This is a genomic window from Mesorhizobium sp. C120A (assembly GCF_030323105.1).
In the GTDB taxonomy this organism is placed as follows: domain Bacteria; phylum Pseudomonadota; class Alphaproteobacteria; order Rhizobiales; family Rhizobiaceae; genus Mesorhizobium.
The window spans coordinates 5073164-5096341 of record NZ_CP100476.1 but is presented as its reverse complement, the minus strand read 5'-3'; the positions used below and the strand labels follow the sequence as shown (position 1 = coordinate 5096341).

Annotated in this window: 21 protein-coding genes and 2 pseudogenes; 12 read left to right on the top strand and 11 right to left on the bottom strand. The window is 64.2% G+C overall.

Annotated features, from left to right (window positions below):
* Nucleotides 1-9 precede the first annotated feature (9 nt).
* Entirely contained in the window at nucleotides 10-696 is a 687-nt protein-coding gene (locus NL532_RS25055; protein ID WP_023829039.1) for a glutathione S-transferase family protein, read from the top strand.
* Nucleotides 697-762: 66 nt separating this feature from the next.
* Here the strand turns inward: NL532_RS25055 and NL532_RS25050 are convergent, their stop codons facing one another.
* The 4 genes from NL532_RS25050 to NL532_RS25035 all read right to left on the bottom strand — a co-directional run bounded on the left by NL532_RS25050 (nucleotide 763) and on the right by NL532_RS25035 (nucleotide 4213).
* The gene (locus NL532_RS25050) at nucleotides 763-1755 is read right to left on the bottom strand and encodes a transporter (RefSeq protein WP_023673579.1); all 993 of its coding nucleotides are present in this window, start codon (nucleotides 1753-1755) and stop codon (nucleotides 763-765) included.
* A 158-nt stretch (nucleotides 1756-1913) separates the two neighbouring features.
* On the bottom strand, nucleotides 1914-3218 hold the full coding sequence (locus NL532_RS25045; RefSeq protein ID WP_023829038.1) for a sulfotransferase family protein: 1305 nt from the start codon (nucleotides 3216-3218) through the stop codon (nucleotides 1914-1916).
* Between the two features lie 121 nt (nucleotides 3219-3339).
* Nucleotides 3340-3615: a hypothetical protein gene (locus NL532_RS25040; protein WP_023727585.1), complete on the bottom strand. Its 276-nt coding sequence runs from the start codon at nucleotides 3613-3615 to the stop codon at nucleotides 3340-3342.
* Nucleotides 3602-4213, bottom strand: a complete 612-nt coding sequence (locus NL532_RS25035) for an LOG family protein (RefSeq protein WP_023673582.1) — start codon at nucleotides 4211-4213, stop codon at nucleotides 3602-3604. The genes NL532_RS25040 and NL532_RS25035 overlap by 14 nt, the downstream gene beginning before the upstream one ends.
* 125 nt (nucleotides 4214-4338) lie before the next feature.
* Here NL532_RS25035 and NL532_RS25030 point away from each other — a divergent pair, with 125 nt between their 5' ends.
* The 4 genes from NL532_RS25030 (at nucleotide 4339) to NL532_RS25015 (ending at nucleotide 9136) form a co-directional block, all read left to right on the top strand.
* Entirely contained in the window at nucleotides 4339-6045 is a 1707-nt protein-coding gene (locus tag NL532_RS25030; RefSeq protein WP_286487489.1) for a LysM peptidoglycan-binding domain-containing protein, read from the top strand.
* Between the two features lie 229 nt (nucleotides 6046-6274).
* A complete protein-coding gene (locus NL532_RS25025; RefSeq protein WP_023672695.1) occupies nucleotides 6275-6610 on the top strand; it encodes an ArsR/SmtB family transcription factor in 336 nt (111 codons plus the stop codon).
* A 24-nt stretch (nucleotides 6611-6634) separates the two neighbouring features.
* Nucleotides 6635-8515 carry an ABCB family ABC transporter ATP-binding protein/permease gene (locus NL532_RS25020; protein WP_023826914.1) on the top strand — a complete coding sequence of 627 codons (1881 nt, stop codon included), beginning with the start codon at nucleotides 6635-6637 and terminating at the stop codon, nucleotides 8513-8515.
* Nucleotides 8516-8800: 285 nt separating this feature from the next.
* Nucleotides 8801-9136: an antibiotic biosynthesis monooxygenase gene (locus NL532_RS25015; RefSeq protein ID WP_023685667.1), complete on the top strand. Its 336-nt coding sequence runs from the start codon at nucleotides 8801-8803 to the stop codon at nucleotides 9134-9136.
* Here NL532_RS25015 and NL532_RS25010 read toward each other — a convergent pair.
* Both NL532_RS25010 and NL532_RS25005 read right to left on the bottom strand, forming a co-directional pair.
* Nucleotides 9115-9987 carry an SMP-30/gluconolactonase/LRE family protein gene (locus NL532_RS25010; RefSeq protein ID WP_031197140.1) on the bottom strand — a complete coding sequence of 291 codons (873 nt, stop codon included), beginning with the start codon at nucleotides 9985-9987 and terminating at the stop codon, nucleotides 9115-9117. The two genes, NL532_RS25015 and NL532_RS25010, sit on opposite strands and share 22 nt — an antisense overlap.
* Before the next feature lie 97 nt (nucleotides 9988-10084).
* Complete coding sequence (locus tag NL532_RS25005; RefSeq protein ID WP_050588142.1) at nucleotides 10085-10774, bottom strand: lysozyme inhibitor LprI family protein; 690 nt, start codon at nucleotides 10772-10774, stop codon at nucleotides 10085-10087.
* Nucleotides 10775-10866: 92 nt separating this feature from the next.
* Here NL532_RS25005 and NL532_RS25000 point away from each other — a divergent pair, with 92 nt between their 5' ends.
* Both NL532_RS25000 and pssA read left to right on the top strand, forming a co-directional pair.
* On the top strand, nucleotides 10867-11727 hold the full coding sequence (locus NL532_RS25000; RefSeq protein ID WP_348524271.1) for a phosphatidylserine decarboxylase: 861 nt from the start codon (nucleotides 10867-10869) through the stop codon (nucleotides 11725-11727).
* Between the two features lie 3 nt (nucleotides 11728-11730).
* The gene (pssA, locus tag NL532_RS24995) at nucleotides 11731-12546 is read left to right on the top strand and encodes a CDP-diacylglycerol--serine O-phosphatidyltransferase (protein WP_023672701.1); all 816 of its coding nucleotides are present in this window, start codon (nucleotides 11731-11733) and stop codon (nucleotides 12544-12546) included.
* A gap of 160 nt (nucleotides 12547-12706) precedes the next feature.
* On the opposite strand, the gene NL532_RS24990 is transcribed toward pssA, so the two are convergent.
* Nucleotides 12707-14929, bottom strand: a complete 2223-nt coding sequence (locus NL532_RS24990) for an AMP-binding protein (protein WP_023829036.1) — start codon at nucleotides 14927-14929, stop codon at nucleotides 12707-12709.
* Between the two features lie 199 nt (nucleotides 14930-15128).
* On the opposite strand from NL532_RS24990, the gene NL532_RS24985 reads away from it, so the two are divergent.
* Together NL532_RS24985 and NL532_RS24980 are read left to right on the top strand one after the other, a co-directional pair.
* Nucleotides 15129-15617 (top strand): Xre family toxin-antitoxin system antitoxin, encoded by a 489-nt coding sequence (locus NL532_RS24985; protein ID WP_023695606.1) that lies wholly within the window; start codon nucleotides 15129-15131, stop codon nucleotides 15615-15617.
* A complete protein-coding gene (locus tag NL532_RS24980; RefSeq protein WP_023689127.1) occupies nucleotides 15614-16120 on the top strand; it encodes an RES family NAD+ phosphorylase in 507 nt (168 codons plus the stop codon). The genes NL532_RS24985 and NL532_RS24980 overlap by 4 nt, the downstream gene beginning before the upstream one ends.
* 3 nt (nucleotides 16121-16123) lie before the next feature.
* Here the strand turns inward: NL532_RS24980 and NL532_RS24975 are convergent, their stop codons facing one another.
* Nucleotides 16124-16534, bottom strand: a complete 411-nt coding sequence (locus tag NL532_RS24975) for a tautomerase family protein (RefSeq protein WP_023693979.1) — start codon at nucleotides 16532-16534, stop codon at nucleotides 16124-16126.
* A 112-nt stretch (nucleotides 16535-16646) separates the two neighbouring features.
* Here NL532_RS24975 and NL532_RS24970 point away from each other — a divergent pair, with 112 nt between their 5' ends.
* Entirely contained in the window at nucleotides 16647-17510 is an 864-nt protein-coding gene (locus tag NL532_RS24970) for a LysR substrate-binding domain-containing protein (protein WP_023727359.1), read from the top strand.
* 135 nt (nucleotides 17511-17645) lie between these two features.
* Here the strand turns inward: NL532_RS24970 and NL532_RS24965 are convergent, their stop codons facing one another.
* The 3 genes and pseudogenes from NL532_RS24965 to NL532_RS24955 form a co-directional block, all read right to left on the bottom strand.
* Nucleotides 17646-18554 (bottom strand): DMT family transporter, encoded by a 909-nt coding sequence (locus NL532_RS24965; protein ID WP_023727358.1) that lies wholly within the window; start codon nucleotides 18552-18554, stop codon nucleotides 17646-17648.
* 51 nt (nucleotides 18555-18605) lie between these two features.
* Nucleotides 18606-19494 (bottom strand): annotated as a pseudogene (locus NL532_RS24960) (DMT family transporter).
* Nucleotides 19495-19643: 149 nt separating this feature from the next.
* Nucleotides 19644-21149: a S10 family peptidase gene (locus NL532_RS24955; RefSeq protein WP_023826919.1), complete on the bottom strand. Its 1506-nt coding sequence runs from the start codon at nucleotides 21147-21149 to the stop codon at nucleotides 19644-19646.
* A gap of 287 nt (nucleotides 21150-21436) precedes the next feature.
* Between NL532_RS24955 and NL532_RS24950 the strand changes: the two genes are divergently transcribed.
* Together NL532_RS24950 and NL532_RS24945 are read left to right on the top strand one after the other, a co-directional pair.
* Nucleotides 21437-21943: an OsmC family protein gene (locus tag NL532_RS24950; protein ID WP_023731453.1), complete on the top strand. Its 507-nt coding sequence runs from the start codon at nucleotides 21437-21439 to the stop codon at nucleotides 21941-21943.
* A gap of 71 nt (nucleotides 21944-22014) precedes the next feature.
* Nucleotides 22015-22989, top strand: a pseudogene (locus NL532_RS24945) (IS5 family transposase).
* Nucleotides 22990-23178 lie beyond the last annotated feature (189 nt).

The window sequence follows — 23178 nt, the reverse complement described above, 5'->3', positions numbered from 1 at the left end:
AGCCTTTCGATGTACGTGCTGCATATCGCCAACAAGAACTATTCGTCATGGTCGCTGCGGCCATGGGTGCTGATGCGCACCCTCGACATTCCGTTCGAGGAGCAATTGACGCCGTTTCCGACCGGGCCCAGTTTCGATCTCTACCGGGCGTTCTCGCCCAGCGGGCGCGTGCCTTGCCTGGTGGATGACGGCTGGGCTGTCTGGGATTCGCTGGCTATTGCCGAGTATCTCGCCGAGCGCCACCATGGTGTGTGGCCTGCCGAGGCCAAGGCGCGAGCCTGGGCGCGCTCGGCCGCCGCCGAAATGCATTCTGGTTTCACGGCCTTGCGCGGCGCATGCCCGATGAATTGCGGCTTGCGGGTGAAACCGTTGCCGATGTCGGACGCGCTGAAGCAGGATCTGTTCCGTTTGGGCGATCTCTGGAACGATGGCCTTGCCCTGTTCGGCGGGCCGTTCCTTGCCGGCGGCCATTTTACCGCCGTCGACGCCTTCTTTGCTCCGGTGGCGTTCCGTGTGCTATCCTATGGGCTGTCTTTCGAAGGGGCAGCTGCAGCCTGTCCCCCGCAATTGCTTGGCCTGCCGGCCATGCAGGAATGGTATGCGGCGGGTCTCGCCGAGACCTGGCGGGAGCCGGACCATGAGGCGGAGGTCGCTGCCGCCGGCACCATCGTCGAGGATCTTCGCGCTACGGCGTGATGGGCATTCCAGGAAAAGCGCGTCGCGTTCCCTTGGGAATTGAGTGAAAACAAAGGGATCGAGGCGTTACGTCCGCCCGAGCCGCCTTACGAACATGTAGGTCGCCGCGGCGATCACGATCGAAACCGCCGAGACCACCCAGAAGCCCATCGGCGTATTGACCATGGGCAGGCCACCGACATTCATGCCGAACAGGCCTGATATGATGGTCATCGGCAACAGCACCGCCGTCATCACCGACAGCACATAGAGCAGCTGGTTGGACTGCATTGTCAGCTTGGCCATCAACTCGTCCTGCAGCAACCTTGCGCGTGCCTGCAACTGCTCGCCGTCGTGATAGAGCGTGTGTGCCCGGTGCGAGAGCCTTGTCGCCATGTCATTGATCCGATCGGGCAGCTCATTGCGATGCGAATGGTCGAGATGGCGAAAAAGGTTTGTGAGCGTCGCCATCTGCCGGTGGATGACCACCAGTTGACGGCGCGCCTCGACCAGCGACTGCCGCTCGCCGTGCCAGGCATCGCGCACGATACGGTCCTCGATGCCGTCCAGCGTATCGCCAAGACCGTGGAGCTCGGCCGCCATGCCGTCGAGCGACTGGCCCATGACCGCTTCGACCAGGTCGGCGGGGGAGCGGAATTTGCGCGAGCCGCTCTCCACCGCCTTGCGGATGAGATCGACCGATTCCAGTGGCTGCTTGCGCGCGCCGATCAGCGTCTTGTCGTTGAGCGCAAAACGGAAATGGCCGAGCCCGCGCGCTTCCGCCGAATAGTCGTGGCGCAGATCCGGCAGGTCGCCATAAAGCCAGGCATCCTCGAGATCGATGTGGCAACCCTGGCTGGCGCCGAGGAAAGCTTCGCGCACCGGCCCGGGCAGAGCCTGCTCGGCGGCGATCTCATGACGGGCGCGCAGGTCGGACAGCTGGTAGCTGCGCCATGTCCATGCAACCTCGGCCGCGTCCTTGGTGCGCAGGCCCTCGGCGGTGAAATGGTAGATGAAGAACAGCCCGTGCTCGTCGGGCAGGCAAGGCGACAGGCCTTCCGCGTTGAGAGCAATGTTCACGGCTCGCCTCGCCAAGAAATTTCGACCAGGTTCAGATTTCGACTATGCCGACGCGCGGATGCCGACCCGTCCTTCGTAACACGAGGGAGGCGGGTTCCGTGTGACGGTTTCTTGACAGGCGATCACAGTTTGTCGAGCAGCGTTTAGAGTGTTTGCTGCTATCGCCGACGAATGGAGCTCACCCATCGCAACGGTCCAGTCAATCGCCAGCTGCGTGACGCAAGCGCCGCATCGCGCTCCGCCACCAGGTCGTCTCGGATCCTGGCCAGCGCGCTACGCTCGGCTACGAGGCCGTCTTGGGCCAGGGCGAGCGCGTCACGCTCCGCCATGGAGCTGTCTCGGGCTTGGATGAGGTCCTGCTGGGCGTGAGCAAGCGCATCACGCTCCGCCATGAAGCTGTCTCGGGCTTGGATGAGGTCCTGCTGGGCGTGAGCAAGCGCGTCACGCTCCGCCATGAAGCTGTCTCGGTCTCGGATGAGGGCCTGTTGGGCGTCAGCGAGGGCGTCACGCTCGACGATGCCCTTTTCCAGTTCGCCGTGTAGCCGTTTAGCGCCCAGGTTCCCTGCGGCAACGGCCTTGCCAACCACATCGCAGCTCTCATCGAACGTTGCCCGCACCCTGTCGAGCTGGTCGCGCAAGTCCTGGCTGTCGCCTTCAGACGCCATACTGCGCAAAATGGCATAGGCGCTGCGGACTAATGGCGTGGCATCCGGATGGTTTTGCAGATCAGCGACCGAGGCCCGCTGATGATGCAGGTCCTTGTCCAGGAACTCGGCGATTGCGGCGTCGGCCTGATCGGACGTGACAGGCCAGACGATTCCGGTCTCCCTGGCCGCGCGGTCCATCTGATGTCGCCAGTCGCTCAACAGGTCTTCGTGGCGCAGGATACAGCGCGGCATGTGTCGCGAATGATGCTCCGCTTCGAGCACGTGCCTGAGCCACAGCATGAACGCTGTCGGCAGTGCCATTTGATCCCGTTCCTGCAGCGAACAGGCGACTTCGAGCGGGTTGCGGACAGGCAGAAATGCGATCGGGTCAATCCTGAGATCGGCCAGGATCGAGGCCATGAAGGGGAGGAACCGGCAGATCCGCGGATCCTTGACGAAAAACAGGGGGGCATCGCCGAACTCGCTGGCAATGATCGCCGTCATCATGGGCCGAAATCGCTCGGCTGCCGGCGACTGCAGCCACTGCCGATCTAGCGGCAGCCAATCTTGCCAGGAGGAGGCGGCCGCCGTGAGCAGGTGGTCGTCGGCGATGGTGAGTGGGGTACTTTCCCAATGTCCCTTGGGATTGTGGAGGCTCCCGGGCAGCAGATGTTTCGGCGGCGTGGCTCCATGCGCGGCGACGAGGGCGCCGAGCGCCGAGGTGCCGCTGCGGTGCATTCCGAGGACCAGGATCGCCGTCCTTGGTTCCGACGCGATCTCGCCCTTCGCGGCCGTCAATCGCTCGCGCGGATTCATCTCCCCTTTGTCTCGCTCTCCAAATTTCCGTTCCCGCCCAATGTTCTCCGATAACCAACTGCGAAGCGGGCTGCAAATGGAAATCGTCGCCAACGTGCTTACATTGCGCACAAGACGGAGCTCAAGAAAAGCTGGACAGATCGAAGTCAGCTGCCCCAACGCTACAGATCCTTGCCAAGCAGATGCAGTCGATCAGTGGCTTCGCATTGGACTTCTGCTTCTGGGCCAGGCTGGCCTTGTTGCTGTCGCCGATCCAGGTGTTGCCCAGTGTTTCGTAGCCGGCAGCCTTGAGCGCCAGCACGACGCGGCGCAGTTGGTGCGCCAGGCCGACGACACCAACCGGGCTCAATTCCTGGCCGCCTGCGCCAAGGCCGGCTTCGTCCTCACATCTTGTCAATTACAGACTGCACGCCTTCCGTCGGCGCATCGACCGACGACCCCGCCACCATGATGGCGGCGACGATGGCCTCGGGGTCTTCGACCACCAGCGGCTTGACCCGTTGCGCGGTGTGGATGAAGCCTTCGCTGGCCATATGGTCGAGCAGCGCCAGCATCGGATCCCAGAATCCTTGAACGTTGGCGAAGACGATCGGCTTGCGGTGATGGCCGAGCTGGCCCCAGGTCATGATCTCGACGATTTCCTCGACCGTGCCGATGCCGCCGGGCAGCGCCACAAAGGCGTCGGATTTCTCGAACATCTTGTGCTTGCGCTCGTGCATGTTGTCGGTGATCAGCAACTCGTCGAGCCGGTCAAGCGCGGTTTCGGTCGCCTCCTTGTTGATGAGGAAGCGCGGAATGATGCCCGTTACCTTGCCGCCGGCCTTGAGCGCGCCTTCGGCGACTGCGCCCATAATGCCTTTGGTGCCGCCGCCATAGACCAGCCGCAGGCCGGCTTTGGCGAGCGAGCGGCCAAGCAGGTGCCCGGCCTTGGCATAGATTTCATCGCGGCCCGGAGACGAGCCGCAATAGACGCAGACGGATCGAATCGTGTTCATTCGTGATTGGTGATTGGGTCTGAATGCGGGGTCAAGCCCCAAGGGCTGACAAGCCCGGGCTTTTTCTTGTCGGTGCCGGCAAAACACGCTAGACCGGCTTCAGGTGGCTAAGGGGTAGGGGAAATATGGCTGTTAATCCATTGAAGGCGTTTCTGTTCGCGGCCGGTGGGACCATCGCGGTCGTCGGAACCGCCTATGTATCGGGCGCACTCGACCCGTATCTGAATCCCACGCCGCCTGCGGCGATTGCATCGCTGACGCCGCCGGCTGAAAAGCCGGCCGATCCGGGGACCGAGGGAAGGCTGCCGCCGGCGCCCGCCGCGCCCACCGATGCCAAGGCTCCCGCAGCACCCGCGCCTGCCGACGCAACGGCTCCCGCGACCGAAGCTGCGGCTCCGGCGGCACCTGCCGCGCCCGCTGCTGCCCCAACAACCCCAGCGCCGGCCGCGGCCGGCCCGGTTGCGCCGAGCTTCGACGTCGTGCGCGTCGAAAGCAACGGCTCGATCGTCGTTGCCGGCAATGCTGCGCCCAATTCGAAGATCGAGATCCTCAACGGCTCCTCGGTGCTTGGCTCGACTGTCGCCGGTCCGGACGGCGCCTTCGTCATCGTTCTCGACGATCCGCTGAAGCCCGGCGACTATACGATTGCGTTGCGCGCGACGGCCGACGATGTGGTTACCCCTTCCGTGCAGACCGCCGTCGTTTCGGTTCCCAAGGACGCCGCCGGCCAGGTGCTGGCGATGGTCGAGGAACCCGGCAAGCCGGCCGAGCTGCTTAGCGTCCCGGCGCCTGAGACCAAGCCCGCGGCACCGGCCGCCGGCGATCAGGCCGCTGCCCCAGCCGCTGAGGCGCCTGCTACGGCTGCGCCTGCCGTGGTCGCGGCAGCGCCTGCCGCTCCCGCTGAAACAGCACCTGCTGCTCCGGCTGTGGAAGCCGCAACTGCCCCTGCAGCGCCAGCAGTACCTGCAGCGCCGCCGGCGGCAGGCGTGGCTGCACCCAAGATCGTCGTCGAGGCGGTCGAGATCGACGGCAACAAGATCTTCGTCGCCGGTCTGGCTGACGCCGGCCGCAAGGTGCGCGCCTATGCCAACGATATCCTGCTTGGTGATGCGGTGACCTCGCCCGACGGTCATTTCCTGGTCGAGGCGACGCGCGACATCCCGGTCGGCAGCTACACCATCCATGTCGACGGTCTCGACGCCGACGGCGTGAAGGTCGTGGCCCGCGCCGCCGTGCCGTTCGAGCGCGAACCCGGCGAAGCGATCGCCGCCGTGGCGCCCGCGGAGGCCAAGCCCACCGAGACCAAGCCCGCCGAAGCAAAGCCTGCTGAGCCGGCCGCACCGGCTGCTGCCGAAGCACCGGCCGCTCCGAAGCCTGCGGCGCCAGCCACTATCGCGGCTGCCCCTGCGAAGCCCGCACCAGCTGCTGCCGCATCCGCACCAGCCGCACCGGCGGCTGAAGCGCCGGCTCCGGCTGACCCGGCGGTTGCCGGGGCACCTGCGGCACCGGCAGCGCCTGCCGCTGAGGTTCCAGCCGTCGTCGCGGCGGCAACGCCCGATGTGCCAGAGACGGTGGCGCCAAAGCTTGAACATGCCGACGGCGCGGTCATCATCCGCAGGCACGACACGCTGTGGCGGATCTCACGGCGCGTCTACGGTCACGGCGTGCGCTTCTCGACCATCTATCTCGCCAACCAGGACCAGATCAGCGATCCCGACCGCATCTGGCCGGGGCAGGTGTTCAAGGTTCCGGAAAAGTCAAAGGAAGGCGAAGCCGCCGACCTCAAGGCGATGGGCGAGCAGGTGACAACGGCGCCGGTGAAGACGCAGTAGCGGCCGAGCGCTTGATCTCCCCCCTTGAGGGGGAGATGGCCGGCAGGCCAGAGGGGGTCGCCGCGCATAAAACGCCGACCTTCTCTTTGCTGCAAACGACGTTGCGTCAGGACGTACCGACCCCCTCTGTCGCCTTCGGCGACATCTCCCCTCGAGGGGGGAGATTAGGTCGCTCTACCCATCGGGTTAGCTTGCCACGCACCCGTTCATCGTCTATCGCCGATGAACGATGGCAGACTCGCTCGCTGAACCAGACCACGCAAACTGCGCACCGCCCCAAAGCCGCGCCGTTGCCGCTCGCTTCGCCGCACTCTCGCACCCGGCGCGCATCGAGATCCTTAGACATCTGTCGGCCAGCCGCTCCTGCTGCTGCCGTGAGGTTGTCGACCATCTCGACCTCGCGCAGTCGACGGTCTCCCAGCATCTGAAAATCCTGGTCGAAGCAGGCTTGGTCCGCTTCGAGCCCGACCGCCAGCGCTCGCGCTATCAACTCGACCGCGCCGCGCTCGCCGACGTTTCCGCATCGCTGACCGCACTCGTCAATTCCTGCTGCTCCGGCCGCTGATTTCTCACCCAAAAGGCAAGACAAGTGGCAGAAAAAACCGTTTCCGATAGCTCGACCTTCGGCACCTTGCGCAATCTGTGGCCCTATATGTGGCCGGCCGACCGCCCCGATCTCAGGGCACGCGTCACCTGGGCGACGCTGCTTCTGGTCGTTGCCAAGCTGACGCTGGTTGCCGGGCCCTATTTCTTCAAATGGGCGACGGATGCCCTGGCCGGCGACGCCAAATCGCCGCCGCCGCTGCCATCTTTCCTGCTGGCGCCAGTGATGCTGGTCGTCGCCTACAATGTCGTGCGGCTGGTGCAGCTTGGCTTCAACCAGCTGCGCGACGCGCTGTTTGCCCGCGTTGGCCAATATGCGGTGCGCCAGCTCGCGTTCCGCACCTTCGTTCACATGCACCAGCTGTCGCTGCGCTTTCACCTCGAGCGCCGCACCGGCGGCCTGTCGCGCATCATAGAGCGCGGCACCAAGGGCATCGAGACGATCGTGCGCTTCATCATGCTGAACACGGCGCCGACCATCCTCGAATTCGCGCTGACCACCGGCATCTTCGCCTACACCTATGGCTGGAAATATGTGGTCGTGGTGGCGGCCACGGTGTGGCTCTACGTCTGGTTCACGGTTCGCGCCAGCGACTGGCGCATTTCGATCCGCCGCGACATGAACGACAGCGACACCGACGCCAACACCAAGGCGATCGACTCGCTGCTCAACTACGAGACCGTCAAATACTTCAACAACGAGGGTATGGAGGCTGAGCGCTTCGACCGTTCGATGGCGCGCTATGAAATGGCGGCGACCAGAATATGGACCTCGCTCGGTTGGCTGAATTTCGGCCAGGGCATCATCTTCGGTCTCGGCACCGTCATCGTCATGTGCATGTCGGCGCTGGAGGTGCAGGCCGGCACGCAGACGGTCGGCGATTTCGTCTTCATCAACGCCATGCTGATGCAGCTTGCGGTGCCGCTCAATTTCATCGGCTTCATCTACCGCGAAATCCGCCAGGGGCTGACCGACATCGAGCAAATGTTCGACCTGCTCGATGTGCCGCAGGAAATCACCGACAAGCCGGATGCCAAGCCACTGGCTGTTACAGCCGGCAAGGTCGAGTTCCGCGACGTGCACTTCGCCTACGACCCCAGCCGCAAGATTCTGAAGGGCGTCTCCTTCGAGGTTCCGGCCGGCAAGACGGTGGCCATTGTCGGTCCGTCCGGCGCCGGCAAGTCGACGATTTCGCGGCTCTTGTTCCGCTTCTACGACGTCCAGGGCGGTCAGGTGCTGATCGACGGCCAGGATGTCCGTGATGTGACGCAGGCGAGCCTGCGCGGCGCCATCGGCATGGTGCCGCAGGACACCGTGCTGTTCAACGACACCATCGCCTACAACATCCGTTACGGTCGCATCGGTGCCAGCGAAGAGGATATGCAGAAAGCCGCCGAGCTTGCCCAGATCGGCCCGTTTATCGAACGGCTGCCGGAAGGTTATCGCTCGATGGTCGGTGAGCGCGGGCTAAAGCTGTCGGGCGGCGAAAAGCAGCGCGTGGCGATTGCCCGCACGATTTTGAAGGCGCCGCCGATCCTGATGCTCGACGAGGCGACCTCGGCGCTGGACAGCCACACCGAACAGGAAATCCAGGCCGCCCTCGACCTGGTCAGCAAGGGCCGCACCACCATCGTCATTGCGCATAGGTTGTCGACGGTGATCACCGCCGACGAGATCATCGTGCTCAAGGACGGCGAGATCGCCGAGCGCGGCACCCATGCCGAGCTGATGCAAAAGCATGGCCTCTACGCGTCGATGTGGGACCGCCAGCGCGAAGCGACAGAAGCCGAAGAGAGGCTTCGAGTTGCACGCGAGAGCGATGAGCTGGGTGTGGTTGTGCGCAGGCGGACTTCGGAGGTGAGCTAGGCGGCGGAGCGCCGATCTCCCCCCTTGAGGGGGAGATGTCGCCGAAGGCGACAGAGGGGGTCGCAGCGCGTGGAGCGCTAACCTTCATCGGTCGCAAGGGGGGCGCATCCAGTCGAACCGACCCCCTCTGGCCTGCCGGCCATCTCCCCCTCAAGGGGGGTGATATGCAGCGTCGTCGCCATCATCACCACCGAAAATTTCCCCTTGACCTCAACCTAAGTTGAGATCGCAAACCCGTTCCTGAGCCACCGAACCCAAGTCGTTCAAGAACGGAGACAGATTCAAATGGATAAACTTGCCGAGGCAGCCGTGTTCAGGGTCGACAAATTCGTCGTTCCTGCCGAGGCCCGTGAAGAAATCCTTCGCAAGGTCAGGGCAACGCATGAACTGCTGCGCCTGCAGCAAGGCTTCGTCCAGGATTTCGTGCTCGAGCAATTTTCGGGTCCGGGTGAGTTCAACCTGGTCACCATTGTCGAATGGGAAAACCAGGCGGCCGTCGACAATGTCGTGCCGATCGTCAAGGCGGCCCACGAGCGGGCGGGCTTCAACCCGCAGGAGACCATTGCCCGGCTGGGTGTGAAGGCCGATATCGCCAACTATCAGCGTCTGCCTGAGATGTAGGAGGGCCAGCCCGTGCCAGGTGCTGGCGCCTCGACGCTCAGCACCTGGCCGGTGCGGGCATCGCTGATCATGTTCTCGAAACCACGCCATTCGGCGGCGACGATGAACAGTGTCGTGCCATCCGGCCCGCCCAGCATGCAGGCAAAGCAGCCGCGATCGGCATCGACTGTCTGCAACACCTCGCCACCTTCGCGCACCCGCACACAGCGTTTGTTGGGAACATCCGCATACCAGGCAGTTCCTTCGGCATCGAGGCAGACGCCGTCGGGAAAGCCATCGAGATCGGCCCAGACCCGGCGGTTGGAAAGCCCGCCATCCTCCGCGATATCGAAGGCGGTCAGCCGGTTGGCATGCGACTCCGCCACGATCAGTGTCCTGTTGTCCGGCGTCACCGCCATGCCGTTGGCGAAAGCGATGTTCTCGGCCACTTGTCGAACCGAGCCGTCCGGCGTGATCAGCACGATGGTGCCGGGCCCGAAATGCTCGCCCGGTGCAGGCGCCGACCCGCCGCCATTGACATAGATGTTGCCGCGCCCGTCGACGACGATCTCGTTCCACGGGCTGTTTGACAGCGACCGAAGATCGGAATGGGTGGCCAGCGTTCCATCCGCCTCCTGCCGCAGCAACAAGCCATCCCGACCCGAGATGACCAGCAGCCGCCCGTCCGGCAGCCAGTCGATGGAATAGGGCAGGGTGGCTGGTATCTTGAGCAGGATCTCGCTGTCGCCGTCTGCATCGACGGCGACGATCTCGCCGGTGCCCCAATTGCAGAGCCACAGCCGTCCGTCATGCCAGCGCGGCGACTCCCCGAACGCGAGGCCGGCGGCAACGAGACGCGTCTGGTTCAGCATTTTGGGGTAACTCCTTGTTGGGTGCGCAATCATGGCAAGGAACCATGATCGCCGTCTCACCAAGGACGGGTGAGGGGTGGTTTTGCCGACAGCAGGTTTACTGTTTTTCGCTCAGGAAGAACGTGCCATCGGCATGGCCGTTGGCACCGCATGACAGGGGATCCGATCTGCCATCCTTGCCGGCGCCGCTCTGCTCGACGACAAGCGCATCGCCGTCGCGTCGGAAGGTAAAGACAAAACCGGTTGGGTTGTCGTTGTCGTCGGTGTCCTCAAGTCGAAGCGTATTGCGCTCCTCGACCGTGCCGTCGATCTCGCATGACCCACTTCCCGAGACTGGATTGGAAACGACCTCTTCCGAGATCTCGACCTTGCCTCCGCCAACAGCCTTGATGTCGACGCTGCCGCGCACGCTGCTCCATGTGCCGATCAAGCCGCCATCAGCCGGCTTGCGTATGCCGGACAGGAAGGTTGCGCGGTCGCGCAGGAATTCGCCGAGATCGAAAGCCTGTTGGTTCTTGGGCGAACTTTCGTTGAAACCGGCGATCTGATCGCGATAGGCGATGAAATCGCTTTGGTCGTCCCGCAGCGCCTTGCCGGCATGAGCATCGAGCCTCTTCAGCAGCGCGGCATAATTCTTCGCGACCTCGGCATCGGCCTGCGCCAGGGTCGGATCGGCGCATATGGCCTTTTCCGCCACGCTGGCGGCCTTGGCGCAATCGAAGGATGGCTTGCCTTGCGCCGCTGCGTGGTCGCTCGCTGCCAGGAATACGGTCAAAACGGCACCCATGGCTGCCAGTCGTATGGCAACAAGGTACGCTTTGCCTGTGTTTGGCATCATGGGCGGTCGGCCTTTTCGCCGCGCACTGAGCCAGCGGCGGTATGAACTCTGGCGGCAAAGCCGCCGGCAGGCAAGCACGTGACCGTTCCTGCCGGCTGCGGCCGATGCGGCCTTGCCCAATGTTGCGTTGCGGCCGCGGAGCCTTTCCGGTATTGAGGCCGGACCTGAAACAGGGACCGCCCCCAGCCCATGAGCTCCAGCCAATGAGCCTCGTCGACTCGATCAAGAATGCCTTCGTTCCGATCCATCGCGAGGGCTATCCGTTCATTGCCGCCTTTGGTGCGGGCACGCTGTTCCTCGGCTATTTCTCCTCGGTGCTGTTCTGGATCGGCCTGATCCTGACCGCCTGGTGCGTCTATTTCTTCCGTGACCCCGAGCGTGTCACCCCGGTCGATGACAGGCTGGTGGTCAGTCCCGCCGACGGCGTCATCTCGGCGGTCGGCCCGGCCGTGCCACCGCGCGAGCTCGGCCTCGGCAACACCGAAATGACCCGCATCTCGGTGTTCATGAATGTCTTCTCCTGCCATGTGAACCGTGCTCCCGTGCGCGGCCGCATCACCAAAATCGAGCACCGGCCGGGCAAGTTCCTGAATGCCGAACTCGACAAGGCAAGCTCGGAGAACGAGCGCAACGGGCTGGTCATAGACAGTCCCAACGGCATCGTTGTCGCCGTGCAGATTGCCGGCCTGGTGGCGCGCCGCATCGTCTGCTGGGCCGAGACCGGCGGCTCCATTGCCGTCGGCGAACGCTTCGGCTTGATCCGCTTCGGCTCGCGCGTCGATGTCTTCCTGCCTTCGACCGCGGTGCCGCGCGTCGCCGTCGGCCAGACGGCGGTCGGCGGCGAAACCGTGCTCGCCGAATTCGGCGGCGTCGCCGCAACCCCGCTCGTCAGGATTTCGTAAGCGGTGGGCGCGCCGTTCAAAAAGTTCGAGGCCCATGGCAGCGGCGGCCCGCGCATCCGCGAGATTCCGATGCGCATGGTGCTGCCCAATCTGGTCACCGTACTTGCCATCTGCGCCGGCCTGTCCGGCATCCGCTTCGGCTTCGAGGGCCGTTTCGAGCCGGCCGTGGTGATGGTGCTGCTCGCCGCCTTCCTGGACGGCATAGACGGGCGCCTGGCGCGCATGTTGAAGGCGACATCCAAATTCGGCGCGCAGATGGATTCGCTGGCCGACATCGTCAATTTCGGCGTCGCGCCGGCACTGGTGCTCTACGCCTTCCTGCTCGACCGCGCCGGCTCCTTCGGCTGGATCGCAGCTCTTCTGTTCACCATCGCCTGTGGCCTGCGGCTGGCGCGCTTCAACGTGCTCGACGAAGACCATGACCGGCCGATCTGGCAGAGCGAATACTTCGTCGGCGTGCCGGCGCCGGCCGGCGCCGTGCTGGTTATGCTGCCGCTCTATCTGTCCTTCCTCCGGCTCGGTCTCGAGCCGGACCGCCTGACGGCATTCGTCGCCACCGGCTTCACTGTGCTGGTCGCTTTCCTGCTGGTCAGCCGGCTGCCGGTCTATTCCGGCAAAAGCCTGAAAGTGCCGGGCGACAAGGTGCTGCCGATCATCCTGGCGGTCGTTCTATACGTCCTGCTGTTGATGACCTATCCCTGGTACACGCTGACCGCCTCTGTCGCAGGCTATCTCATCTTCCTGCCTTTCAGCGTGCGGGCGTATTCGAAGCGCGCCAAGCGCGAGGGCGAAAAAGTGCCGCCGTCGGATATTGGGTAGTTGTTATCTCCCCCCTTGATGGGGAGATGTCGCCGAAGGCGACAGAGGGGGTCGGTACGCCCCGGACGCGACCTCGTTTGAGCGAAGAGGACGTCGGCGCTTCACGCGAGGCGACCCCCTCTGGCCTGCCGGCCATCTCCCCCTCAAGGAGGGAGATACGCTAAGCCGCCAGGCCCAGCCCCAGCTTCTCGATCGCCAGGTTCCGCGTCGAGACATAATCCGTCTTACCGGAACCCAGCACCGGGATCTCCTCGACCTTGACGATGTCGTTGGGCACCATCAGTTCGGCCGCACCTGCCTTCTTGCCGAAGGCGCGCAGTTCTTCCGGATCGGCGTCGTCGGCGGTGGTGACCAGCACGATGCGCTCGCCGCGCCTCTTGTCCGGCACCGCCACCGCGGCGTGGCGCTCTTCCGGCCACAGCGACTGCACCAGCATCTCGACGGCGCCCAACGACACCATCTCGCCAGCGATCTTGGCGAAGCGTTTTGCCCGCCCGCGAATGGTGATGAAGCCTTCGCGGTCGACCGAGACGATGTCGCCGGTGTCGTGCCAGCCGTCCAGCGGCTGCAATTCGCCGGGCCGGTCAGCGGTCATGTAGCCCATCATCAAATTCGGCCCGTCGAGCCACAGGCGGCCGGCACCCTCGATACCCTCGACCGGTTCGAGCTTCATGCGCATCGCCGGCAACAGCCGTCCGACCGTGCCGTCGCGACCATGGATGGCGGTGTTGACGGCGACGACGGGAGCGGCCTCCGTCAGCCCGAACCCCTCGATGATCGAGGCATCGAAGCGCTCGCGATAAACGCGCCGCGTCTCCGGCTTCACCGCTTCCGCGCCGGCGACGACGAAGCGCAGGCTTGAGAAATCGCCATCCTTGGCGGTGCGGGCATAGTTGGCAAGGAAAGTGTCGGTGCCGAACATGATGGTCGGCTTCACCTTGCGGGCGATCTCCGGGATGATCTTGTAGTGCAGCGGTGACGGGTAGAGGAACAGTTTCACCCCGGTCACCAGCGGCAGGATGGTACCGCCGGTCAGGCCGAAAGAGTGAAAAACCGGCAGCACGTTGAGCAGGATGTCGGACGGCGAAATGGTAATGCGCGCCTCGGCCTGCATGGCGTTGGCGTGGAGATTGCGGTGCGACAGCACCACGGCCTTGGGCGTGCCTTCCGAGCCTGAGGTGAACAGGATTGCGGCGGGCTTGGCCGCATCCTGCCGCTGCAGCGGGAACCGCCACAGCACCGCTGCTGCGAGCTTTTCCAGCGTCGTGACGCTTGCGCGCACATCCTCCAGCCACAGCATTTTGGCGCCGCCGGCCTCGATCGCGGCGATGATGTCGGCAAGCGCCGCCTTCTCGACGAACGCGCGCGAGGAAACCACCGTTCGGATGACTGCCGCGCGCACCGCGGCGGTTACGCTGGCCGGCCCTGCCGTGTAGTTGATCATCGCCGCTACCCGGCCGGCCGAGAGCAGGCCGACGAAGGACAGCACCACGCCATTGGCGTTGGGCAGCAAAACCCCGACCGCTTCGCCGGGCGCCGCCACCGCCTGGAAACGGCGGCCGAGCACGCGCGCGCCGATGAACATTTTTCGATAGCTGAGCGAGCCGCTGATCACATCCTCGATGATCGGATGCGAGGCGCCGGTGCGATCCGCGGCATCGCGCATGGCCAGGAACAGGCCGCGATCGAGGTTGCTGCCATAAAGCCGCGCCTCGGCGATGCGGTCGAACAACGCATTGGTGTTGGAAGCCTGGTCGGGGTTGCGCGCCACCAGTTCGGCAATCGTCATTGGCTCCAGCACGCTGATCGAGAGTTTTGGGAACCAGTGGCGCGGCGCCCGGTTCTTTGGCGTCAAGGAAACCGGCAGGTCGCGCGAGCCGGTGACGAAGATCGGCACGATGCGGGCGTCGGCCTGCATGGCGATGCGGGTGACGGCGCGGAACAGGCGAAACGTCTTCACATCGGGCTCGACGTCATCGGGCAGATAGACGGCAAGCCGGCCTTTACCCTTCAGCACCCTGACCAGCCGCCGGCTGACGAAGAGATGCTCGGCGTTGAAGGCGATGGTGCGGCCAAGCTCGCGCCAAGGCTCCATCCAGGGCGAGCGCGCCGAGGCCTCGTCGAGAATGTGCAGCGTGTCGTCGGGCAGCAGCGACAGCATCAGCGCCGGCTCGAAGCGTGACTGGTGCGAGACCACATAGATCACCGGCGTCGGCGCGTTGCGGGCAATGCGGATGCGCCGGTCATCGATCCGGTAGGCGAGCTTGAACGGCACATAGAGTAGCGCCTGGGTAAAGCGCAGGTCGAGACGAAACGTCTCGATCGCGCCAATCAGCAGCCAGGCCAGCACGAGGCCTGCAAGCAGCGCCAGTGTCAGGATCATGCCGCGTCTCTCCCAACGGTCCGGTATGCGGCTCTTCGTCCGCTTCGAGAGCAGAGGGTAGCGCAATGGGGAGCAAGGTCAATGCGCGGGTGCGAGGGAGCGGTGTTCCACCTGACCTCACCAGGCAATGACCCAAACGCAGGCCTTGAAATGTTGCGACACGTGTCGTAAATAAAGCGACACGTGACGGAGAGGTAATATGGCCAGTTCCCCGCTGGGTTTTGCCGAGGCACCACATATGGAGCCGGAGTTCGAACGAATGGTCGACCTGTTTGGTGGACGGAAGGTTCTTGGATTCTCGGTAGCCAGTCCTCTTGAGGCACATGAAATGATCCTGCATGGAATTCCGGGCCAGGCGCTCGAAAGCCTCGTCAGGCATCTGATGGTCATTGATCCCGCCGATGCGTTTGAGACCGCATTCGGCATGAGCGAGCGGACATTTCAGCGGCACAAATCGGATCACTCCAAGACCCTCAGTCGGGAGCAAGGTTCCAGAACCTGGAACTTCGCCAAGCTCCTGACAAAGGCCACGTCCGTGCTCGGGACTCAGGAAGACGCGGAAAAATGGATGATCGAGTCTGCCATGGGTTTGGACAATCGCCGGCCGATCGATCTGCTGGCCACGGCGGCGGGCACTGCGCTTGTGCAGGAGTTTCTTGAGCGGCTCGACTATGGTATCTACGCGTGACGCCTTTGCCGGGCTCCCTCGGAACAGGGCAGTTGTTGGGCTGGAGGCTTGATCACAGACGCTTCAAGGCGAGCTGGGACAGTGGCGAAGGAGCCTTCAAGCTTGGGGGAAGGTGGAACAGCAAAGGGATCAGAGCCGTATATGCGTCCATCGACCCATCGACCGCCATCTTGGAGGTGGCGGTCCACAAGGGGTTTCGCACGCTGGATACTGTCCCTCACGTGCTGACGGCATTCGACATCGTCGATCCATCAGAGATTTATGTGGTCCAAACCGACGATATTCCGAACGCGAACTGGCTGCGTCCCGGCATCCCGGGCGCGGGACAGCAGCAGTTCGGCGATGGTCTGCTGGCAAAGCATCCGTTCTTTCTGATCCCCAGCGCGGTATCCCAGCACAGCTGGAACCTGGTGTTCGATCCCAACCGGGCGGCAGGCCTTTATAGCTTGCATCTCCGGGAGGATTTCGCGCTTGATACAAGGCTTCATCCTCCCGCTGGGTAGCAATCAGGCCGTGGCCTTCAGCCGCCCACTGATGAACCGGAACTCCTGGCTCTTGCCGCCATAGCCATAAGCTGCGGCCGGAACCTCGTGCACGAAGGCATAGCTCTCCTCATGCACGCCACCGAGCAACTTACCGAAGGCCTCAAAGATCGCCTTCAGATAGGCTTCCAGCTCCAGCTTGGTGTTGGTGCCGTCGACCACCTTGATGTCGAGCCAGAAAGTATTGGCGCCATGCTCTGCCAGCGACTTGCCGCCGGCGAACCAGTGCTGCGGGTCGATATAGGTGACAGCGACGGCGGTGATCGTCGGGTCCTTGCGCAGATGGGTTGCGGTCAGGCCGGTGATTTCCTTGGCGATTGTGGCGGACAGCTTGGCGTCGGGCTTACCGGTGACGCTGATGTTGATGATGGGCATTTTTCTCTCCTTCGTTTGAGCGGCGTCTGTTTGCCGTTGGAGAGACAATGCCATCATCTTGGAATCAAAAAAATCGAATTGTTTCGAACAAAAGGTTCTGTATTATCGAATTATGCAGGCGCTCGATCCCGATCTGCTCAAAACCTTCCTTGCCTTTGTCGATGGCGGCTCGCTGGCTCAGGCTGCGTCTGCTGTCGGCCGCTCGCCCTCGGCGGTGACCGCGCAGATGCAGCGTCTGGAGGAGATCGTCGGCGAACCGCTGCTGGTGGCGCAGGGGCGCGGGCGCGGGCTGACGCCGGCCGGCGAGGATCTTGTCGGTCATGCCCGCCGCATTCTTGCCGTGCACAGCGAGGCCTGGCTGGCGCTCAAGGGCGCGCGTGCCGCTGGTCGCGTCGCCATCGGCACGACACAGGATTTCGCCGATAGCGGCCTGCCGGAGCTGCTGCGCGCCTTCGCGACCAGCCATCCGCGCGTCAGGGTCGAACTCCGCGTTGGCCGTTCGGCCGAGCTTGGCGAGGCGCTGCAGGCCGGGCAGCTCGATCTGGCCATTGTCATGCGCAAGACGCCGGCCAATGACGAAGTCGGGCTGTTCAGTGAGCCGATGCTGTGGCTGTGCTCGCAAAAAGGGCTTGCCGTGCGGGAAGAGGAATTGCCGCTGGCGCTGCTCGACCCCTATTGCGGCTTTCGCGAAGCAGCACTCGCGGCCCTCGATGCTGCCGGCCGCCGCTACCGCATTGCCGCCGGCAGCGCCAGCCTTGCCGGATTGCGCACGGCGGTCAATGCCGGCATCGCGCTGACCTTGCGCACCGCCCGCTTTGCCCATTCAGGCATTGCCGAAGCACCGCGCGAATTCGCCCTGCCGCCGGTGCCGACAGCGCAATTCGCGATAAAACTCGGCCAGGGCGCCGAGCGGCCGGCGCGCGATCTTGCCATCCTGCTCAGCGACAACCTCGCCTTGCCCGGCTTTGCCGGCTGATGTCCAAAGAAAAAGCCGACCTTTACGGTCGGCTTTGAGGAGGACGGGTCGAGGGGTTTGGGGGGACTTGGGGGGTGACCCGTCGCACCATAAAACTGCCTGATCCGCATGATGGTTCCATGACTTGGAAAATAATTATTGGGTTGCCGCACTTTTTCTCGCGGCCAGCCAGTCGCGCCCCGCATGGGCGAAAACCGCGCACAGTACTATGGCGCCGCCGATCAGGCTGGCGGCCGGCGCGATCTCGCCGAGGAACAGGAAGGCGAACAGGATCGCAAACGGCACTTCGGCGGCACCGAGAAGGCCGGACTCGGGCGCAGGGATCAGCCGCGAGCCTTCCGTCCACAGGATCGACGCCGCCGCAAACGATCCTCCGAAGGCGACGAGCAGCACGGCGTCGCGAGCAGAAATCGCCAGGGGGTCGGTGACGAACCAGCCGAGCACGAACAGCAGAAGCGCCGAGACTGCGCCCGCCCACACCACCGGCGTGTCGCGGAAGGCGCGCACCATGATCATGTAGAGCGCGCTGCCGGCGGTCATCAGCAGCGCGAGCCCATCGCCAAACAGATGACCGCTGCCGAAGCCGGAGCCGACCATCATCGCCACGCCGCACAGCGAAACGGCGGCGGCGGCAAGCGTCTGCGCCCGGAACGGCTCGCGCACCAGCACGAAGGCGAGCAGCGCGGTGATGAAGGGCGCGGTGGCGTAGATGACCGCGACATTGGCGACATAGGTGAATTTGAACGCCGAGATGAAGGCGATGCTGGCCGCGGCGCCCTCGAGGGCCAGCAACCAGCCGCGCCAGCCAAGCCGCAAGCTTTCCCGCCCGCCGGAGCGGCGCCGGCGCCACAGCACATAGAAGGTGATCAGGATCGCGCCGACAAAGCCGCGCCAGCAAGTGATGGTCAGCGGGTCGGCGTGGATCGATTTGGTCAGCACGCCGGTCAGGGCGAAGAAAGCCGCCGAGGCCGCCACCAGCATGATGCCGAGCGTACGATCGGCAGCGGTATCTGTGGTGCCTGGGCCGTCGAGCGCTTCCGTCATCTCAGCAGCCTATCCGTCTTCTCCTGCCACCATGCTGTCAGCACGGGGTACTCATAGCCGCTTGCGGAAATGCTCGTTGCCGATGATCAGCAGGCCGGCGCCGACGATCAACGCCGCCCCCAGAAACACCTCGCGACGCGGCACGTCGCCCCAGATCGCAAAGCCGAGCCCGAAGGCCCAGACCAATGAGGTGTATTCGAACGGCGCCACGATCGACACCGGCGCCCGCTTCATGCCTTCGAACAGCATAAATTGCGCCACGCCGCCGAGCGCGCCGACGCTGATCAAAAGCAGCAACTGGCGCCAGTCCGGCATCTGCCAGACCAACAGCGCCGGCACCGTGGAAAACACCAGGAAGTAGAAATTGTTGAGCACAAAGCTGGATCAGCGTGCGCTCGGCCAGCGCCGTCTTGCGCAACAGCACCACGGCAATGCCCCACAGCACTGCCGCAGCCAGTACCAAGAGCATCGGCACGGACAAGCCGAGACGAGTGGGATCACAGGCGATGAAGACGCCGACGAAGCCGATGAACACCGCCAGCCAGCGCAACAGCGGCACCTTTTCGCCAAGCATCACCACCGACAGCACGGTGACGATGATCGGGGCGGCGTAATAGATGGTGGTGAGTTCGGCCAGCTGCAGGGAGCGGGCCGCGTTGTAGTAGCAGAGCCAGGCGCCGAGCGTGAAGGCGCTGCGCACCAGCATCGGCCGCACGATGGGCGAGCGCATTGTGTCGGCAAAGATGGGCGGTCCGCCGATTGCAGCACAGCCGATAAGCACAGCGATCGAGCGGAAGAACATGATCTGCCAGACGCTGATGCCGACGACCAGAAGCTTGATCGCGGCGTCCTGCGTCGAAAACAGGAAATAGGCGCAGCCGGTGAACAGGATGCCGGCAAGCACCCTTTCGCGGGTTTCCAGAATGGCAATATCGGCCATGCGGCGTGTCCGGCGCTGTCAAGAGGACGAAGAAGAAGCCTGCCCCAATCAGGCTCCCATTGCAGGCTACACGGGCGAAAGCCTGCGGGGCGCTACGCCAGTGGCAAGCTTGCGTTGGCGCAGCCTGGCCGACAGCGTGGGCACGCCGTTCACTGTGTTGCCTGGTAGAGCTCCGAAGCGGCCTCCTTCAGGGCGCGCCGGCCGCCCGGCCTGAGATACATCATGTGGCCGCCCTCGATGACGTCGAGACGGATGGGTTTTGCCCCGCCGAGCGTCGGGATTTGGCTCACCAGATAGCGTGAGGCCAGATAGGGAGTGACCAGATCGGTGTCGCCGTTGACGATCACCACGCCGAGCCCCGGGTTGAGCGAGCGCGCCCGCTGCAGATCGTCCATCACCCCGGCATAGCCTTGCCGCGAGCCGCCATAGTCCCAGGCGTGGGTCACATCGCCATTGAGCAACCTGTAGCTGACATCGGTGCGAAAATTCAGCTCGTCGCGCGCATAACCGACAAAGGCCGAGGTCAGCGCCGGCACGCTGCGGTCGAGCACCGGATCTGGGCCGGCGCTGCGGGCGCTCTCCGGGGCGATGTCGCTGGTGGCGATGGTGCCGTCATACGGGCTGAGCACTTTGCCACTGGGGCGCTGGAATTCGCGCGCGAACAGGGCGGTCGGGATGCGGGCGAAATTGCGTTGCACGAGGTCGAGCGGCAGGCCGGTGATCTCGGCCACGCGCTGGCTGGCCAGCCGCCCACCCTGTTCCAGCCCGCCGGCCAGAGCGGTGAGGTAGTCACCCATAGCATAGTGTTCGACCTCGGCGAGCTTTTCGCGCAGCGCCTCGCCGCTGAGGCCTTCGCTGCGCAGGCGCACCGCCGCCAGCGAGGGCAGTTCCAGCGCCCAATGCAGTGGCTGGAATTCGTCGGGCAGCACCAGCGTGAACTCCAGTGCAGGCGAGATCAGCACGATGCCGTTGGGGCTCAGGCCGACATCTTCCTGCAGGGTCCTGGCGAGAAGTGCCGCGCGGAACCCGCCATAGCTTTCGCCGGCAAGGAAGAGCGGCGATCCGGTGCGGCCGTTCTGGGCGAGATAGAGCCGGATGAAAGCGCCGATCGAACTGGCGTCCTGGCTGACGCCCCAAAAATCTTTTGTGTCCTGGCCGGGGGCCTCGCGGCTGTAGCCGGTGCCGACCGGATCGACGAAGACGAGGTCGGTCATGTCGAGCCAGCTGTCGGGATTGTCGATCAGCTTTTGCGGCGGCGGCAGGAATTGGCCATCGGCGCCGGTCGCGACGACACGCGGGCCGAGTGCGCCGAGATGCAGATAGGCGGATGCCGCGCCCGGGCCGCCATTGAAGACGAAGGTGATGGGGCGAGCCTTCTCCGCGCCCGCCAGTGGCGGCAGCGTATAGGCGACATAGAAGATTTCCGCGGTGACCTCGCCCTTGCCGGATAGCAGTGACAGCGTGCCGGCCTTAGCCTGATAGTCCAGCTTGCGCCCGGCAATGGTGATTGAATGGCTGGTCGTCTGCGGTGCCGGCAGCAGCGACAGCACGCCGCCTGCCGGTGCGGGGCGCTCGGGCGTTTCGGCGAGGACTGGCTGCGCGAAGGCTGCAAGCACCAACAGGGTAAGCGAGATCAGTTTCAGCTTGAACGGCATGATGTCTCCGCGGGAATGACTCTGCTTAGGTATGGCCGGGGCGGTCGAAGTCAAAGTAACTCTTCGTGAGGTAGCATTCCTTCAGCCCCCTCTGTCCTGCCAGACATCTCCCCCACAGGGGTGGAGATTGGATGTCGCGACCGCCTTCGCTAATCGCCGGCGTAGAAAGCGCCATCGGCGAAGCTGCAGATCTCCCCCTGTGGGGAGGTGGCCGGGCCAGAGGGGGGCGCTGTCTCGCTGGCATATCAGTGCTATCAAAGCGCGACGGACTCGAAAAGGAATGCAACATGGACGCCACCGCACTCAAGGCCATGCAGGCACCGATCAAGGAGGCTTATCGCGACGATTCCTCGCGAGCGCTGATCACGCTTCGCGCCAAAGGCTCCATCGACGACCAGTCGATTGCCTGCAAGGTCGAGACGGGCAGGGCGCTGGCGGTCGCCGGCCTGCATCCGGCGACCGGCGGTTCCGGGCTCGAATTGTGTTCGGGCGATATGCTTTTGGAGGCGCTGGTGGCGTGCGCCGGCGTGACGCTGAAGGCAGTGGCGACGGCGCTGGAATTCAGGCTTGGCGCAGCCACCGTCGAGGCCGAAGGCGATCTCGACTTTCGTGGCACGCTGGGCGTGGCCAAGGACGCCCCCGTGGGCTTTCGCGCCATCCGGCTGAATTTCAACCTCGACACGGATGAGCCGCAGGACCGCATCGATTCGCTCATCAAGCTGACTGAACGCTATTGCGTGGTCTTCCAGACCATCAACAGCAAGCCGGAGCTGACGGTGAAGGCGCGCGCCTGATCTCCCCCCTTGAGGGACTGTTGCAAAATTGGGTGGATGTGATTCCCTGTTTTTGAAACGGGGATTTTGCGATGACGACAAAGCCGAGCGGCCAGTTCAGTTTTGTAGAGGCTCTGCTGCCGCAGGGTCTTGGTCGGAGCGGACGACTGGACCGGCTGTCGTCGCTGGTGAAGTGGTATCGCTTCGAGAAGATCCTGGCGCGGCTGCGCTCGCCAACTGGGCCGGGGCGGCCTGCGTACAATTCGCTGGTGATGTTCAAGGCGCTTCTGCTGCAAATCCTTGTATGGGCTGTCGGACAACGAACTGGAGGAGGCGCTCGCCGATCGGCTGTCGTTCCGCCGCTTCGTTGGACTGACGCTCGAGGAGACGGTGCCCGACCACACCACGCTCAACCGCTTTCGCAATCTTCTCGTGGAGGCCGGGCTTCTGGAGAAGCTGTTTGGCGAACTGGACCATCAACTGGACAAGGCCGGGCTGATCCTGCGGCGCGGCACGATGCTCGATGCCACGGTGATCGAGACAGCGGCGGCACGGCCGCCCAGTGGGGCCGCGCACGAAGCGGGCGATGCCGGCGATCCCGATGCCGGCTTTACACGCCGGCAGGGCAAGCCTGGCTCCTCCTACGGCTACAAGGCCCATGTCGGCGTCGACCAGGGTTCTGGCCTGATCCGCCGGGTGAGGACGACAGCAGCCAACGTCAACGACACGGTCGAGGCGGATCATCTGATCTGTGGCGACGAAGGCGCGGTGCTGGCGGATGCGGCCTATCACACCAAGCGCGCGAGCTGTCGCTGAGGCAGCGCGGGATCAAGCCGCGGCTGATGCGGCGGGCCAACAAGCATCATCCGCGCCTGCCGGCGCGCCTGAAGCAGTTCAACCAACTGATCGCCCGGCAACGTTTTGCCGTCGAGACGACCTTCGCCACCTTGAAGAACCGCATGCGACTTTGCGCCATCCGCTATCGCGGTCTGGCCAAGGCGGCAGGACAGGTTCTCATCGCCGCCATGGCCTTCAACATGCGTCGCTGGGTGACGCTGGCGACCTGATCTAGGGTCGCACTGCGCCCGAAATCCGCCGAATACGCCAACTCCTACCCCATCTGGCCACAAACCAGCGCCGGAAACCACCTCGCATTGCCCTTGCCGTCTCTCTCCACGCCCAAAGCCTATAACGCAACGGGCCCCTTGAGGGGGAGATGTCGCCGAAGGCGACACAGGGGGTCGGGCCGACTGGAC